This is a genomic window from Variovorax sp. P1_H12_2, assembly GCF_056405335.1.
The window spans coordinates 1-14,209 of the sequence record NZ_JBFUCI010000138.1 but is presented as its reverse complement, the minus strand read 5'-3'; the positions used below and the strand labels follow the sequence as shown (position 1 = coordinate 14,209).

The window sequence follows — 14,209 nt, the reverse complement described above, 5'->3', positions numbered from 1 at the left end:
CACGTGGATCGCGACCTCGCCGCGGCGCGAGCGCACGGTGATCACGTCGCCGGGCACCAGGCCCAGCGCCTGCAGGTCGCCCTGGTTCATCGAGGCCGTGGCCATCGGCTCCAGCGCGTCGAGCACGCTGGCGCGGCGGGTCATGCTGCCGGTGTGCCAGTGCTCCAGCTGGCGCCCGGTGATCAGCACGAAGGGATAGTCGGCATCGGGCCGCTCGGCGGCCGGAATGATGTCCGCCGGCACCAGCTTGACCCGGCCGTCCGCGGTCGGAAAGCTGTCGACAAACACGATCGGCTGGCCCGGATCGTCGGCGTCGAGGCAGGGATAGGTCACGCTCGACTCGCGCTGCAGCCGCTCCCAGCTGATGCCGCTGATGGCGGCATGCATCGCCTGGCGCATTTCCTCGTAGACGGCGGCAACGCCGGATTCCTCGCCTTCGTAGCGCCAATCCAGGTCCATGCGCTGCGCGATCTGCTGGATGATCCAGAGGTCGGGCATTGCATCGCCGGGCGGGTTCAGCGCCCGCTGGCCGAGCTGGACCATGCGGTCGGTGTTGCTCACGGTGCCGGTCTTCTCGGGCCAGGCACTGGCCGGCAGCACGACGTCGGCCAGCCAGGCGGTCTCGGTCATGAAGATGTCCTGCACCACCAGGTGTTCCAGGCTCGCCAGCGCATGCCGCGCATGGTTCAGGTCGGGGTCGCTCATGGCCGGGTTCTCGCCCATGATGTACATGCCGCGAATCTTGTGCGGGTCATCGTCGGGCGCCAGCGCCTTGTGCATGATCTCGACCACCGTGTAGCCCGGCGCCGCATCGAGCGGCTGGCCCCAGAAGTCCTCGAACCACGCATGCGCGGCCGCGTTGTCGACCCGCTGGTAGTTGGGGAACATCATCGGGATCAGCCCCGCGTCGCTCGCGCCCTGCACGTTGTTCTGGCCGCGCAGCGGATGCAGGCCGGAGCCGGGCTTGCCGATCTGGCCGGTGACGCTGACCAGCGCGATCAGGCAGCGCGCATTGTCGGTGCCGTGCACGTGCTGGCTCACCCCCATGCCCCACAGCACCATCGCGCCCTTGGCGCTGGCGAAGGCGCGCGCGACTTCGCGCAGCGTCTCGGCCGGCACGCCGCAGATCGGCGCCATCGCCTCCGGGCTGTAGCCCTTGACGTTCTCGCGCAGGGCCTCGAAATTGCTGACGCGGGTACGGATGAATTCCTGGTCCACCAGGCCTTCGTCGATCACCGCATGGATCAGCGCATTGAGCATCGCGACATCGGTGTCGGCCTTGAACTGCAGCGTGCGCCAGGCATGCTTGCCGAGGTCGGTGCGGCGCGGATCGGCCAGCACGATCTTCGCCCCGCGCTTGGCGGCATTCTTCATCCAGGTCGCGGCCACCGGGTGGTTCGCGGTCGGGTTGGAGCCGATGACGAAGATCAGCTCCGCATGCTCGACGTCGTAGACGGGGTTGCTCACCGCACCGGAGCCCACGCCTTCCAGCAGCGCCGCCACGCTCGACGCATGGCACAGCCGCGTGCAGTGGTCGACGTTGTTGCTTCCGAATCCGGTGCGCACCAGTTTCTGGAACAGGTAGGCCTCCTCGTTGCTGCCCTTGGCGGAGCCGAAACCGGCCAGGGCCTTCTTGCCGTGCGTGTCGCGCAGGCTCTTGAGCTTGCCGGCCGTGAAGGCAAGCGCCTCCTCCCAGCTGGCCTCGCGGAAGGCCTCGCTCCAGTCGCCGGGCCGCGGTGCCTCGTCGAAGTGCTTGGGCACGCCGGGCTTGCGGATCAGCGGCTTCGTCAGGCGCTGCGGATGGTGCGCGTAGTCGAAGCCGAAACGGCCCTTGACGCACAGGCGGCCATGGTTGGCGGGGCCATCGCGGCCGTCGACGCTGACAATCTTCTCGTCCTTGACGTTGTAGGTGAGCAGGCAGCCGACGCCGCAGAACGGGCACACCGAATCGACCTTGCGGTCGACCTGCTGCGAGCCGATGTGGCTCTTGGGCATCAGGGCGCCGGTCGGGCAGGCCTGAACGCATTCGCCGCAGGCCACGCAGGTGCTGTCGCCCATCGGATCGTCAAGGTCGAAGACGATCTTCGAATGCTCGCCGCGCATCGCGTAGCCGATGACGTCGTTGACCTGCTCCTCGCGGCAGGCGCGCACGCAGCGGTTGCACTGGATGCAGGCGTCGAGGTTGACCGCCATCGCGGGATGCGAGACGTCGGTCGCGGGCTGTTCGCGGCGCAGGGCCTTGAGCTTAGGGCGCACGGCGACATCGAGCCGGGCCGCCCATTCGCTCAGCTCGCCGTGCGGGCGGGCGGCATCGTCGCCGATCCACTTGTAGCCTTCGTCGGGCATGTCGGACAGCAGCATCTCGACCACCATCTTCTGACTCTTCAGCGCCCGCTCGCTGGTGGCCTGCACCTTCATGCCGGCGGTCACGCTGCGGCAGCAGCTCGGCGCCAGCGTGCGCTCGCCCTCGACCTCGACCACGCAGGCGCGGCAGTTGCCGTCGGGGCGCAGGCCGTCGGTGTAGCAGAGATGCGGAATCTCGACGCCGTGACGTTCGGCGGCCTTGAAGATGGTCTCGCCCTCGAAGGCCTCGATGGCGCGGCCGTCGAGCGTGAACGCCACCGTCTGCGGCATCAGTTCGGCGAGCTTCGAAGGCGCGTTCATGCGATCTCCTGCGGGAAGTAGTTCTGGATGCTGCGGATCGGATTCGGCGCCGCCTGGCCGAGGCCGCAGATCGACGCATCGCCCATCACCTGCGCCAGGTCTTCGAGGGTGGCGTTGTCCCAGGCCGGCGCCTGCATCAGCGCCGCCGCCTTGGCGGTGCCCACGCGGCACGGCGTGCACTGGCCGCAGCTCTCGTGCTGGAAGAAGCGCATCACGTTGAGCGCCGCGTCGCGCGCGCGGTCGTGCTGGCTCAGCACCATCACGGCCGCCGAGCCGATGAAGCAGCCGTGCGGCTGGAGGGTGTCGAAGTCGAGCGGGATATCGTCCATGCGGGCCGGCAGGATGCCGCCCGATGCGCCGCCCGGCAGGTAGGCGTGCAGCGTATGGCCGTCGAGCATCCCGCCGCAGTATTCGTCGATCAGCTCCCGCACCGTGATGCCCGCCGGCGCGAGCTTGACGCCCGGGTGCTTCACGCGCCCGCTGACGCTGAAGCTGCGCAGCCCACGGCGCCCATGGCGGCCGAAGCCGGTCCACCATTGCGGGCCGCGCTCGACGATGTCGCGCACCCAGTAGAGGGTCTCGAAGTTGTGTTCCAGCGTCGGCCGGCCGAACAGGCCAACCTGCGCGATATAGGGCGGCCGCATGCGCGGTTCGCCGCGCTTGCCCTCGATGCTCTCGATCATCGCGGACTCCTCGCCGCAGATGTAGGCGCCGGCGCCGCGCCGCAGTTCGATGCGCGGCAGCTCGCAGGGCGGATCGGCGCGCAGCGCGGCGAGCTCGGCCTGGAGCAGCGCGCGGCAGTCGTGGTATTCGTCCCGCAGGTAGATGTAGCAGGCCTCGACGCCGGTGATCTGTGCCGCCACCAGCAGGCCTTCGAGGAAGCGGTGCGGATCGCGTTCGAGATAGCAGCGGTCCTTGAAGGTGCCGGGCTCGCCCTCGTCGAGGTTCACCGCCATGAGCCGGGGGGCGGGCTGGTCGCGCACGATGCGCCATTTGCGGCCGGCCGGGAAGCCGGCGCCGCCGAGGCCGCGCAGGCCCGAATCCTCGAGCGCCTGGAGCACCGCTTCGGCGTCTTGCTCGCCGTTGGCCAGCGCGGCCGCCAGCGCATAGCCGCCGTGCGCCCGGTAGGTCCGGTAGTCGGTGAAGGGCGGCCGGGCCTCGACCGCCTCGGACGGCGCAGAGATGCTCTTCTCCGCCAGATCGGCGGGGACGAAATGGGTGTGGCGCGCAGTGGCCGGCCCGGGCCCGGAGGCCACCGCCTGCAGCACCTTCTCGACGCTCGCCAGCGGCACCGCCTGCTGGTGCACCGCCACGGCCGGCGCCTGCTCGCAGCGGCCGATGCAGGGCGCCGCGATCACGCGGACGTCGTCGCGGCCGGCCGCGCCCAGCAGGGCGGGCAGGCGCTCGATCAGCGATTGCGCGCCGGCCAGCTCGCAGGCCAGGCCGTCGCACACGCGCACCGTGAGCCCGGGCGCCTGCGCGTCGCCGCGCACGATCTCGAAGTGGTGGTAGAAGGTCGCGACCTCGTACACCTCGGCCATCGGGATGCCGGTCAGCGAGGCGAGGGCCACCAGGTGATGGTCGTGCAGGCAGCCGTGGGCGTCATTGAGCAGGTGCAACTGCTCGATCAGCAGGTCGCGCCGGTAGCCGRCCAGCGGGCGCGGGCCGATCAGCGCGCGCACCTCGGCCAGTGCGTTCTCCTCGGGCTGCCGCCCCTTGAGCTTGCTCTTGCGGCGGATGCGCTCGCGCAACTGGTCGGGCGTGGCGAGCGGGATGGCCTCGATCTTGTTCTGGGTGCCTGGGTGATTCATTGCCTCGGCGGTCTCATGGGGATGTCGTGCCGCGCGAATCGGCGGCCTCCCCGACTGTCGGCCGCCCGGGCGCGCTTGGCAAATTGAATCCGCACATGGAGTGATTCAATAAAGAAATGAAACGCCGGACGGTCCGCCGCCCCCCAGGATCAGCCGCGCAAGGCGCCGCTGTGGGCCCCGACTTCGCGCTCCCAGTCCGGACTCTGGAGCAGCGCCAGCGCCGCCTCCAGCGCGCGCGAGGGCCGTACCGCCGTCTGCGTCATGAAGCCGATCGGCGTCAGCACCTCGGGCGCCACCAGCGGCAGCGCCTCGAAATGGCCCTGGCCCCTCACCGCATCCACCATCGCGCCCGGCAGCACGGCGCAGACCCGGCCGGACAGGACACTCAGCGCCAGGGTCAGCACCGAGTTGGTCTCGATGGCGGGCGACACGGCCGCGCCGGCCGCCTTGAAGGCCTGGTCGACGATCGAGCGGTTGTGCATTTCCGGCGTCAGCAGGCACAGCGGCAGCTCGGCTGCCCGGGCCCACCCGATCGGTTCGCCGATCTGCAACGCCTCGGCGCCGCTGCGCTCGGCGCGGCGCAACAGGAAGTAGTGCTCGACGCTCTGCGGCCAGGCCGTGAGCTTGACTTCGCGCGGATGCATGCGCTCGGTGTAGCCCAGCGCCATGTCGAGCGACAGGTTCTCCAGCCCCGTCTCGAGCTCGAGCGAACTCATCGACAGGACGGTCGGCACGATGCCGGGATGGCGCGCCTGCAGCTGGGCCGCGAAACGGGCCAGCAGCGGGATGGCGGTGGGCACGGCCGCCATTCGCAGGCTGCCGCGCGGAAAGCCTTCCTCGCTCTTCAGCAGTTGCTGCAGGACCTCGTTCTCGTGCAGCATCCGGTGCGCCGCCGCCAGCACCGCCTCACCCTCGTGCGTGAGCCCGGCGTAGGTGCGGCCGCGCTTGACCACCACGACGCCGAACTCCGCCTCGAGCGCACGCAGCGCGTTGGACAGTGCCGGCTGCGTGATGTGGCAGGCCTGGGCCGCGCGGCCGAAATGACGGTGCTCCTCGAGCGCGACCAGGTAGCGCATCGAGGCGAGCAAATTCATGGGGCCCCCACGCTCGGCACTGCGTGTCCTCGCTGCCCCCCGAGGGGGCCGCAGGCCGCCTTGGGGCGGCCCGGCGCCGGCCTGGTCGCCCCCACGCTCGGCACTGCGTGTCCTCGCTGCCCCCCAAGGGGGTAGCTGCAGGCCGCCCGTCCGTGCGAAGCGCGGACTTCGCCGCGCTGACGGCCCGGCGCCGGCCTGGTCGCCCCCGACATCTATGTGTTCTTACTGACGGTGATGGTCGGGAACTTGGCCGAGAAGTCCTTGGCCTTCTCGGCGATGCCCACCGCCACCCGGCGCGCGACCGTCTTGTAGATGCCGGCCACCTCGCCGTCGGGGTCGGCCACCACGGTGGGCTTGCCGCTGTCGGCCTGGAGCCGGATGTTGATGTCCAGCGGCAGCGCGCCGAGGTAGTCCATCTGGTACTGCTCGGCCATCTTGCGGCCGCCATCGGCGCCAAAGATGTGCTCCACGTGGCCGCAGTTCGAACACACGTGCACCGCCATGTTCTCGACGATGCCGAGGATCGGCACGCCGACCTTCTCGAACATCTTGATGCCCTTGCGGGCATCGAGCAGCGCGATGTCCTGCGGCGTGGTGACGATCACGGCGCCGGTCATCGGCACCCGCTGCGACAGCGTCAGCTGGATGTCGCCGGTGCCCGGCGGCATGTCGACGATCAGGTAGTCCAGGTCCTTCCAGTTGGTCTGGCGCAGCAGCTGCTCCAGCGCCTGGGTGGCCATCGGGCCGCGCCAGATCATGGCCTCGTCGGGGTCGACCAGGAAGCCGATCGACATCACCTGCACGCCGTGGTTCGAAAGCGGCTCCATGGTCTTGCCGTCGTCGCTCTCGGGACGGCCCTGGATGCCCAGCATCATGGGCTGGCTCGGGCCGTAGATGTCGGCGTCGAGCAGGCCGACGCTGGCGCCCTCGGCGGCCAGCGCCAGCGCCAGGTTGGCCGCGGTCGTGCTCTTGCCGACGCCGCCCTTGCCCGAGGCCACCGCGATGATGTTCTTGACGTTGGGCATCAACTGCACGCCGCGCTGCACCGCGTGGCTGATGACCTTGGTCGCGATGTTGACCGAGACGTTCTCCACCCCCGGCACCGTCTTGGCGGCGGCCACCAGCGCACGCCGCATGGCGGGCATCTGGCTCTTGGCCGGGTAGCCCAGCTCGATGTCGAACGAGACCTCGCCCTCGTGGATCTGCAGGTTCTTCAGCGCCCGGGTGCTGATGAAATCCTTGCCGGTGTTGGGGTCGAGGACGGCCTTGAGGGCCTCCGCGAGCGCCTCTTTCGTAACTGCCATTGATCACTCCTGAATGGCGGGTAGTCTAGTGCGGCGCCAGGAAAGCCGAAGGCCGCACGCCCTTGACCCTTCCAGCGCGACCGGTTCGGCACCTCGCCGCGGCAGGACGGGTACGCTCGACGGCCATGCCGTCGCCCCGTCCCGCTCCCATCCCCGCCACCGGCCTGGTGCTGACCGGCGGCGGCGCGCGTGCCGCCTACCAGGTCGGTGTGCTCCAGGCCCTGGCCAGGCTGCGCCGCGCGGCCGGGGCCCGGGCCAAGGGCAATCCGTTCCGGATCATCACCGGCACCTCGGCCGGCGCGATCAACGCGGCCGCTCTGGCCTGCGGCACCGACGACTTCGATGCCACGGTGCGCAGGATCGCGCAGGCGTGGTCCGGGATCGAGCCCGGGCGGGTCTACCGCGCCGACGCCTTGACGGCGCTGCGCAGCGATGCGCCGTGGGCGCGACTGCTGTCGGCCGGCTGGCTGGTCGCACGCTGGCGGCGCAGCGGCCTGCGTTCGTTTCTCGACAACGAACCGCTGCGCGCGCTGCTCGCGCAGATGGTGCCGCTGGACCGGCTCGCCGGACTGATGTCGCAGGGCCACCTCGATGCGCTGGCGGTCACGGCATCGAGCTACGGTTCGGGCGAGCACGTGACCTTCTATCAGGCAGGTCCGCAGCAGCAGCCGTGGGTCCGGTCCCATCGACGCGCCGCGCCCGTGCGCATCGCGCACGAGCATCTGCTGGCGTCGTCGGCGATTCCGTTCGTCTTTCCGGCCACGCCGCTGGACGTCGACGGCCACGTCGAATACTTCGGCGACGGCTCCATGCGCCAATCCGCGCCGCTGGCCGCCGCCATCCACCTGGGCGCCAGGCGCATCCTCGCTGTCGGCGCCGGTCGCATGCAGGAACCGGCCTACGCGCTGGCACCCAATGCGCTGAGCGGCTACCCGTCGCTGGCGCAGATCGCCGGCCACGCGCTGTCGAGCATCTTCCTCGACTCGCTGACCGCCGACGTGGAGCGCCTGCGCCGCATCAACCAGACGCTGGCGCTGGTCCCGCCGGAAGCGCGCGGCGCCACCTCGCTGAAGCATGTGGACCTGCTGCTGATCGCGCCGTCGCAGCGCATCGACCTGATCGCCGCGCGCCATGCCCAGGCGCTGCCGGCCGCCGTCCGCGGCCTGCTGGGCCAACCGGCGGTGCCGGCCGAGACGGCCGCCCTGAAGGGTTCGGCGCTCGCCAGCTACCTGCTGTTCGAGTCGGCCTTCACGCGCGAGCTGATGGCACTGGGGCGGCATGACACCTTCAATCAGCGCGACGCGGTGTGCAGCTTCCTGGGCTGGCGCCGCACCGCCTGAAGGCCGGGACGACCTCGACGCTTCGCCGTCAGGCCGCATCGTCCAGCCGCTTCACCATGCGAACCGCGTCCTCCACGTCTTCGTAGTAGCCGGGGCTCGACCCGTACTCCACGAAGCCGTGCCGGCGATAGAAGGATTTCGCCGGGGCATTCCCGGCCCTGGCCTCGAGCCGTATGGCGCGCATGCCGGCGACGACGGCGGTGGCTTCGAGCCATGCCAGCAGGGCGGCGCCCAGGCCGGCCCGGCGTTGCGAGGCGTCGACCGCGAAGAGCACGATGTGGGCCTCGTCGTCCCCGTACTGCATGATCGCGAAGCCGATGAGCACGCCTTCGCGCCGGGCCACCGCCACGTTGGTGGCCGGGTCCCGGATGGCGCGCAGCACGCGCCGCTCGGTCCAGCGCCACGAGAGGCCGCGCTCGATGGCGTCCCGCGACAACGCCGCGATCGCCGGCGCGTCGGACGCCCGGGCCAGGGAGATTTCGTAGGCGGCGATCACGGGGAACTCGGGTTGGCGGGACGACTATAGCCCCGCCACCTAAAATGCCGGGTCCCCCGCTGGCCCAGCCGCCGGCCGCAGTCCGTTCCAGCCCGTTTCTCCCTCGTCCCGAAAGCGCCCCCGCGATGTCCCAGCGCAAACTGTTCGTCACCACCGCCCTGCCCTACGCCAACGGCAAGTTCCACGTCGGCCACATCATGGAATACATCCAGGCCGACATCTGGGTGCGCTTCCAGCGCATGCAGGGCCACATGGTGCATTTCGTGGGTGCCGACGACGCGCACGGCGCGCCGATCATGATCGCGGCCGAAAAGGCCGGCAAGACGCCGCAGGAATTCGTCGGCGAGATCGCCGCCGGCCGCAAGGAATACCTCGACGGCTTCCACATCCGCTTCGACAACTGGCACTCCACAGACAGCAGCGAGAACACCGAACTCGCGCAAGGCATCTACCGCAAGCTGAAGGCCGGCGGCATGGTCGCCACGCGCACCATCGAGCAGTTCTACGACCCCGTCAAGGGCATGTTCCTGCCCGACCGCTACATCAAGGGCGAGTGCGCGGTGTGCCACGCGAAGGACCAGTACGGCGACGCCTGCGAGGTGTGCAGCAGCGTCTATTCGCCGACCGAGCTGATCAACCCCTACTCGACGCTCACCGGCGCCACGCCCGAGCTGCGCAGCTCCGAGCATTTCTTCTTCAAGCTGTCCGACCCGAAGGTGGTCGACTTCCTCAAGTCCTGGACCCAGGACGGCAAGCTGCAGCCCGAGATGGCGAAGAAGGCCAGCGAGTGGTTCGAGGCCGGCATGGCCGACTGGGACATCTCGCGGGAAGCGCCGTATTTCGGCATCGAGATTCCCGACGCGCCGGGCAAGTACTTCTACGTCTGGCTCGACGCGCCGGTGGGCTACCTGGCGAGCCTGAAGAACCACTTCGACAAGGGCCAGGCGGCGAACCACTGGCACGAGGCCTCGCGCACCGCGCAGAGCTTCGAGGACTTCGTCGCCGACCCGGCGGTGGAGCAGGTGCACTTCATCGGCAAGGACATCGTCTACTTCCACACGCTGTTCTGGCCCGCGATGCTGCAGTTCAGCGGCCGCAAGACGCCGAGCCAGGTCAACGTGCACGGCTTCATCACGGTCTCGGGCGAGAAGATGAGCAAGAGCCGCGGCACCGGCATCGACCCGCTGAAGTACCTGTCGATCGGCATGAACCCCGAATGGCTGCGCTACTACATCGCGGCCAAGCTCAATGCCAAGGTGGAGGATGTCGACTTCACGGCCGAGGACTTCATGGCTCGCGTGAACGCCGACCTGATCGGCAAGTACATCAACATCGCGAGCCGCGCCGCGGGCTTCGTCGCCAAGCGCTTCGCTGGCCAATTGGGCACGGTGTCGGCCGACGGCGCCGCCCTGCTGGCCACGCTGCAGGCCGCAGCGGCGCCGATGCAGGCGCTCTACGACAGCCGCGACTTCGCGCGCGCGCTGCGCGAGATCATGCTCCTGGCCGACAAGGTCAACGAGTACGTCGACCAGAACAAGCCCTGGGAACTCGCCAAGAAGGAAGGCATGGAAGCCCGCCTGCACGATGTCTGCACGGCCTGCATCGAGGCCTTCCGGCTGCTGACCATCTACCTCAAGCCGGTGCTGCCGGCGCTCGCCGCCGAAGTCGAGGCCTTCCTTGCGAGCGAGCCGCTGCTGTTCGCCGATGCCGGCCGGCTGCTCGGCGCCGGCCATGCGATCAGGGACTACAAGCACCTGATGCAGCGGGTCGACGTCAAGCAGCTCGACCAGCTGTTCGAGCCGCCTGTGTCCGAGGTGGCGGCCGCGCCCGAAGCGGCTCCCCTGCTGCCCGGCGGCGAAGGCATCGCGCCCACCATCACCATCGACGACTTCGCGAAGATCGACCTGCGGATCGCGAAGATCGTGGCCTGCCAGAAGGTCGAGGGCTCGACCAAGCTGTTGCACCTGACGCTGGACGCCGGCGAAGGCCGCACCCGCAATGTGTTCTCCGGCATCGCCTCGGTCTACCAGCCCGAGCAGCTGGTCGGCAAGCTCACGGTGCTGGTCGCCAACMTGGCGCCGCGCAAGATGAAGTTCGGCATCTCCGAGGGCATGGTGCTGGCCGACAGCCACGCCGACGAGAAGGCGAACCCGGGCATCCACGTGCTGGAACCGTGGCCGGGTGCGACGCCCGGGATGCGGGTGCGCTAGGGCCTGTTCACCCTATTTCCGGGGATCGCGTTGCCACGCGAAGGGGCTGGATGCAAGGCGCCTGCGCGCAGCAAGGCTTTCGCCTTGCAAGCGCGGGCAACGCCGCAGACGGCCCCTTCGCGCGGCAACCCGAAGGGAAGGCATGCCAGGACGAGCCACTCGGCGTTGCACTCCTTGCATGTGCCAACGCACATGCCGCGTCGCGCGCCTTGATTGGCCCGTCCTGGCATGCCTTCGCGACCCCGGAAATAGGGTGAACAGGCCCTAGGTGAACAGGCCCTAACGCAGGTTGTTGACCAGCACGAGGTCGGCGAACACCTTGCCGCCGACCGAGATGTGCTCCCGCATGGCTTCCGCGGCCTGGTCCGCATGGCCCTGAAGGATCCATTCCACGACCCGCTCGTGCTCTCGTTGCGAGGTGGCCAGGCGTCCCGGCTTCTCGAACAGGCGCCCCCGGTAGGCGGCGATCCGCAATCGAACCGTCTGCGCCTGCTCGACGATGAAGGGATTGCCGCTGGCCCGATAGATCACGTCGTGCAGCACGGCATTGGCCGCCTGGTAGGCGCCTGCGTCCTGCGCGGCCGCGGCCGCGGCCGTTCCTTCCAGCGCCCCCTGCAGTTCTTCCCTTAGCGCCGGCCCGATGCGCAGCGCGGCCAGCCGCGCCAGCACCCCTTCCAGTTCGCCGAGCGCTTCCATCATCGCGACCAGCTCGCTCGCTCGCAGTTGATGCACGTAGATGCCGGACCGCGGAACGATGTCGACCAGGCCGCGGGCACTCAGCAACAGCAAGGCCTCGCGAACCGGCGTGCGCGAGGTGTTGAAGCTCAGGGCGAGCGCCTTTTCATCGATGGGCATGCCCGGCGAGAGCGTTCCTTCATGGATATCCCGCTCGAGTCGACTCCGGATCTGGTCCTGGAGGCTGCCGCTTTCGAGGGTTTTCGAGGGTTGCATGGCAATCACAATATTAGTTAACCTAACAGATATATCAACAAGTCTATTTCATACATCAATGCTGCCCTCCCTCGACATCGACGGCCAGGTCGCCACTCTGACGCTGCGCCGTCCGGAGGTCGCAAACAAGCTCACTCCACCCGATTTGCCTGAACTTCTGCGTCACTTCGACATCGTCAACCGCAGCGAACAGGTGTTGGTGCTGATTCTTCGCGCCGAAGGAAAGCATTTTTGCAGTGGCTACGATATATCAGAGGTGGCCGCCAGCAGCCAGACCGAGGGCCGCAGTTTCGGTGCGATGGTGGACGCACTGGAAAACTGCCGCGCCGTCACCCTCGCCGCCATCCACGGCGGCGTGTTCGGGGGCGCCACCGACCTGGCCCTGGCCTGCGACTTCCGCGTCGGCGGCAAGCGATCGGAAATGTTCATGCCGGCGGCGCGCCTGGGCCTTCACTACTACCAGAGCGGCCTCGAGCGCTACGTCTCGCGGCTGGGACTGGACACCGCCAAGCGGCTCTTCCTGACCGCAGAGAAGCTGGACGGCGAGGCGATGCGCGACTGCGGCTTCCTGACGCACTGGGCCGAGGGCGAATCCATCGCCGCGGAGGTCGACCGTCTGCGCGCCACGCTGACCGCGATGGCACCGATTCCGCTGCTCGGCATGAAGAAGCACCTGAACCGGATTGCCCAGGGCCGGGCCGATGCGGCCTCGATCCGCGACGAGGTGCAGCGTTCGGTCGCGTCGGAAGACCTCGCCGAAGGCGGCCGCGCCTGGAAAGAGAAGCGCCAGCCGGCCTTCAACGGCCGCTGACCCGACAACTCACAAAAAGACTGGAGACATCCCATGAACCGACGCCGTCTGATCTCGATGGCCGCCGCCGCATGGCTGGCGGCCCCCCTGTCCGCCGCCCATGCCGCGGACTATCCCGCCAGACCGATCACCTTGGTGGTGGGCTTTCCCGCCGGGGGCGGCGCCGACACGGTGGCGCGCATCGTGTCCGACAAGCTGGGCAAGGTCCTCGGCCAGGCCGTCATCATCGACAACAAGCCCGGTGCGGGCACGACGATCGCCTCGGACTTCGTGGCGCGCGCGGCATCGGACGGCTACACGCTGCTGCTCGGCAGCAGCAATCTCTATGGCAGCGACAAGCTGCTCTACAAGGGCGTGAAGTACGACGGTGGCCGAAGCTTCACGCCGATCTCCCGCTGGAGTTCGGCGCCGATGCTGCTGGCGGTCCACAAGGACGTGAGCGCCAGGACCGTGCAGGAACTGATCGCCGAGGCGCGGCAGAATCCCGGCAAGTTCGCCTATTCGTCATCGGGCAGCGGCGTCGTCACGCACCTGGCCGCGCTGTCCTTCGAGAAGGCGGCCGGGGTGAACATGCTGCACGTGCCGTTCAAGGGCGGCGCGCCCTCGCTGCAGGCGGTGGCCAGCGGCGACGTGCAGTTGACCTTCGGCACCCCGCCCTCGGTTCTGCCGATGGCCCAGGGTGGGAAGCTGCGCGTGCTCGCGGTCACTTCGGCGCAGCGCTCGCCGCTCTTCCCGGAGATCCCGAGCATGTCCGAGGCCGGCGTCAAGGACTACGACTTCACGTTCTGGTTCGGCCTGTTCGGACCGGCCGGCCTGCCGCCCGAWGTGGCGAAGAGGCTGTTCGACGCCAGCACGGCCGTGCTGAGCGACCCGGAGGTCAAGGCGCGGATGGAAAAGTCCGGCAACGAAGCGGCGCCCTCCAGATCGCTCGCCGAGTTCCGTGAATGGGCCCTGGCCGAAGGCGCGAAATCGAAAGAACTGACGGAGCGCTCGGGCGCGACCAACGAATGACGCACGACACCCCCGCCAGCGGCGGCCCGCTCCAGGGCTTCACCGTGATCGACCTGACCCGCGTGCTCGCGGGGCCCTACTGCACGCTGCTGCTCGCCGACCTCGGCGCGCGCGTGATCAAGGTCGAGCAGCCCGGCAGCGGCGACGACGCGCGCCAGATCGGGCCTTTCGTGGAAGGCGAATCCGCCTACTTCATGTCGGTCAACCGGAACAAGGAATCGATCGCGCTGGACCTGAAGGCGAGCGCCGACCGCGCGGTTTTCGAGTCGCTGCTCGCGAGCGCCGACGTGCTGGTCGAGAACTTCAGGCCCGGCACGATGGAAAAGCTGGGCTATGGCTGGGAGGCTCTTCACGCGCGCTTTCCTAAACTGGTGTTCACATCGATCTCGGGCTTCGGCCAGACAGGGCCGTACAGCAAACGTCCGGCCTACGACATGGTGGTGCAGGCCATGGGCGGCATCATGAGTCTCACCGGCCATCCGGGTTCGCCGCCCACGCGCGTGGGCGTCTCGATCGG

Annotated in this window: 11 protein-coding genes; 5 read left to right on the top strand and 6 right to left on the bottom strand. The window is 68.9% G+C overall.

From position 1 onward, the window contains the following. The 4 genes from fdhF to apbC all read right to left on the bottom strand — a co-directional run. Positions 1-2,664, bottom strand: a 2,664-nt coding sequence (gene fdhF / locus AC1D2K_RS15730; protein ID WP_478089765.1) for a formate dehydrogenase subunit alpha, incomplete at its 3' end; no start/stop codon positions are given. Beyond that, complete coding sequence (locus AC1D2K_RS15725) at positions 2,661-4,475, bottom strand: NADH-ubiquinone oxidoreductase-F iron-sulfur binding region domain-containing protein (RefSeq protein WP_478089764.1); 1,815 nt, start codon at positions 4,473-4,475, stop codon at positions 2,661-2,663. The genes fdhF and AC1D2K_RS15725, both read right to left, overlap by 4 nt. A gap of 149 nt (positions 4,476-4,624) precedes the next feature. Beyond that, complete coding sequence (locus AC1D2K_RS15720; RefSeq protein ID WP_478089763.1) at positions 4,625-5,569, bottom strand: LysR substrate-binding domain-containing protein; 945 nt, start codon at positions 5,567-5,569, stop codon at positions 4,625-4,627. Between the two features lie 212 nt (positions 5,570-5,781). Beyond that, positions 5,782-6,873 (bottom strand): iron-sulfur cluster carrier protein ApbC, encoded by a 1,092-nt coding sequence (apbC, locus tag AC1D2K_RS15715; RefSeq protein WP_478089762.1) that lies wholly within the window; start codon positions 6,871-6,873, stop codon positions 5,782-5,784. A gap of 125 nt (positions 6,874-6,998) precedes the next feature. On the opposite strand from apbC, the gene AC1D2K_RS15710 reads away from it, so the two are divergent. Next, entirely contained in the window at positions 6,999-8,213 is a 1,215-nt protein-coding gene (locus tag AC1D2K_RS15710) for a patatin-like phospholipase family protein (protein ID WP_478089761.1), read from the top strand. A 28-nt stretch (positions 8,214-8,241) separates the two neighbouring features. Here the strand turns inward: AC1D2K_RS15710 and AC1D2K_RS15705 are convergent, their stop codons facing one another. Beyond that, positions 8,242-8,709, bottom strand: coding sequence for a GNAT family N-acetyltransferase (locus AC1D2K_RS15705; protein ID WP_478089760.1), 468 nt, complete (start codon positions 8,707-8,709; stop codon positions 8,242-8,244). 125 nt (positions 8,710-8,834) lie between these two features. Between AC1D2K_RS15705 and metG the strand changes: the two genes are divergently transcribed. Then, positions 8,835-10,919 carry a methionine--tRNA ligase gene (metG, locus tag AC1D2K_RS15700; RefSeq protein ID WP_478089759.1) on the top strand — a complete coding sequence of 695 codons (2,085 nt, stop codon included), beginning with the start codon at positions 8,835-8,837 and terminating at the stop codon, positions 10,917-10,919. Between the two features lie 279 nt (positions 10,920-11,198). Here the strand turns inward: metG and AC1D2K_RS15695 are convergent, their stop codons facing one another. After that, the gene (locus AC1D2K_RS15695; protein ID WP_478089758.1) at positions 11,199-11,870 is read right to left on the bottom strand and encodes a GntR family transcriptional regulator; all 672 of its coding nucleotides are present in this window, start codon (positions 11,868-11,870) and stop codon (positions 11,199-11,201) included. A gap of 58 nt (positions 11,871-11,928) precedes the next feature. Here AC1D2K_RS15695 and AC1D2K_RS15690 point away from each other — a divergent pair, with 58 nt between their 5' ends. The 3 genes from AC1D2K_RS15690 to AC1D2K_RS15680 all read left to right on the top strand — a co-directional run. Beyond that, positions 11,929-12,681 (top strand): enoyl-CoA hydratase/isomerase family protein, encoded by a 753-nt coding sequence (locus tag AC1D2K_RS15690; RefSeq protein ID WP_478089767.1) that lies wholly within the window; start codon positions 11,929-11,931, stop codon positions 12,679-12,681. A 57-nt stretch (positions 12,682-12,738) separates the two neighbouring features. Continuing rightward, positions 12,739-13,692 (top strand): Bug family tripartite tricarboxylate transporter substrate binding protein, encoded by a 954-nt coding sequence (locus AC1D2K_RS15685; RefSeq protein WP_478089766.1) that lies wholly within the window; start codon positions 12,739-12,741, stop codon positions 13,690-13,692. Further along, on the top strand, positions 13,689-14,209 hold a 521-nt coding region (locus AC1D2K_RS15680; RefSeq protein WP_478089757.1), incomplete at its 3' end, for a CaiB/BaiF CoA transferase family protein. The genes AC1D2K_RS15685 and AC1D2K_RS15680, both read left to right, overlap by 4 nt.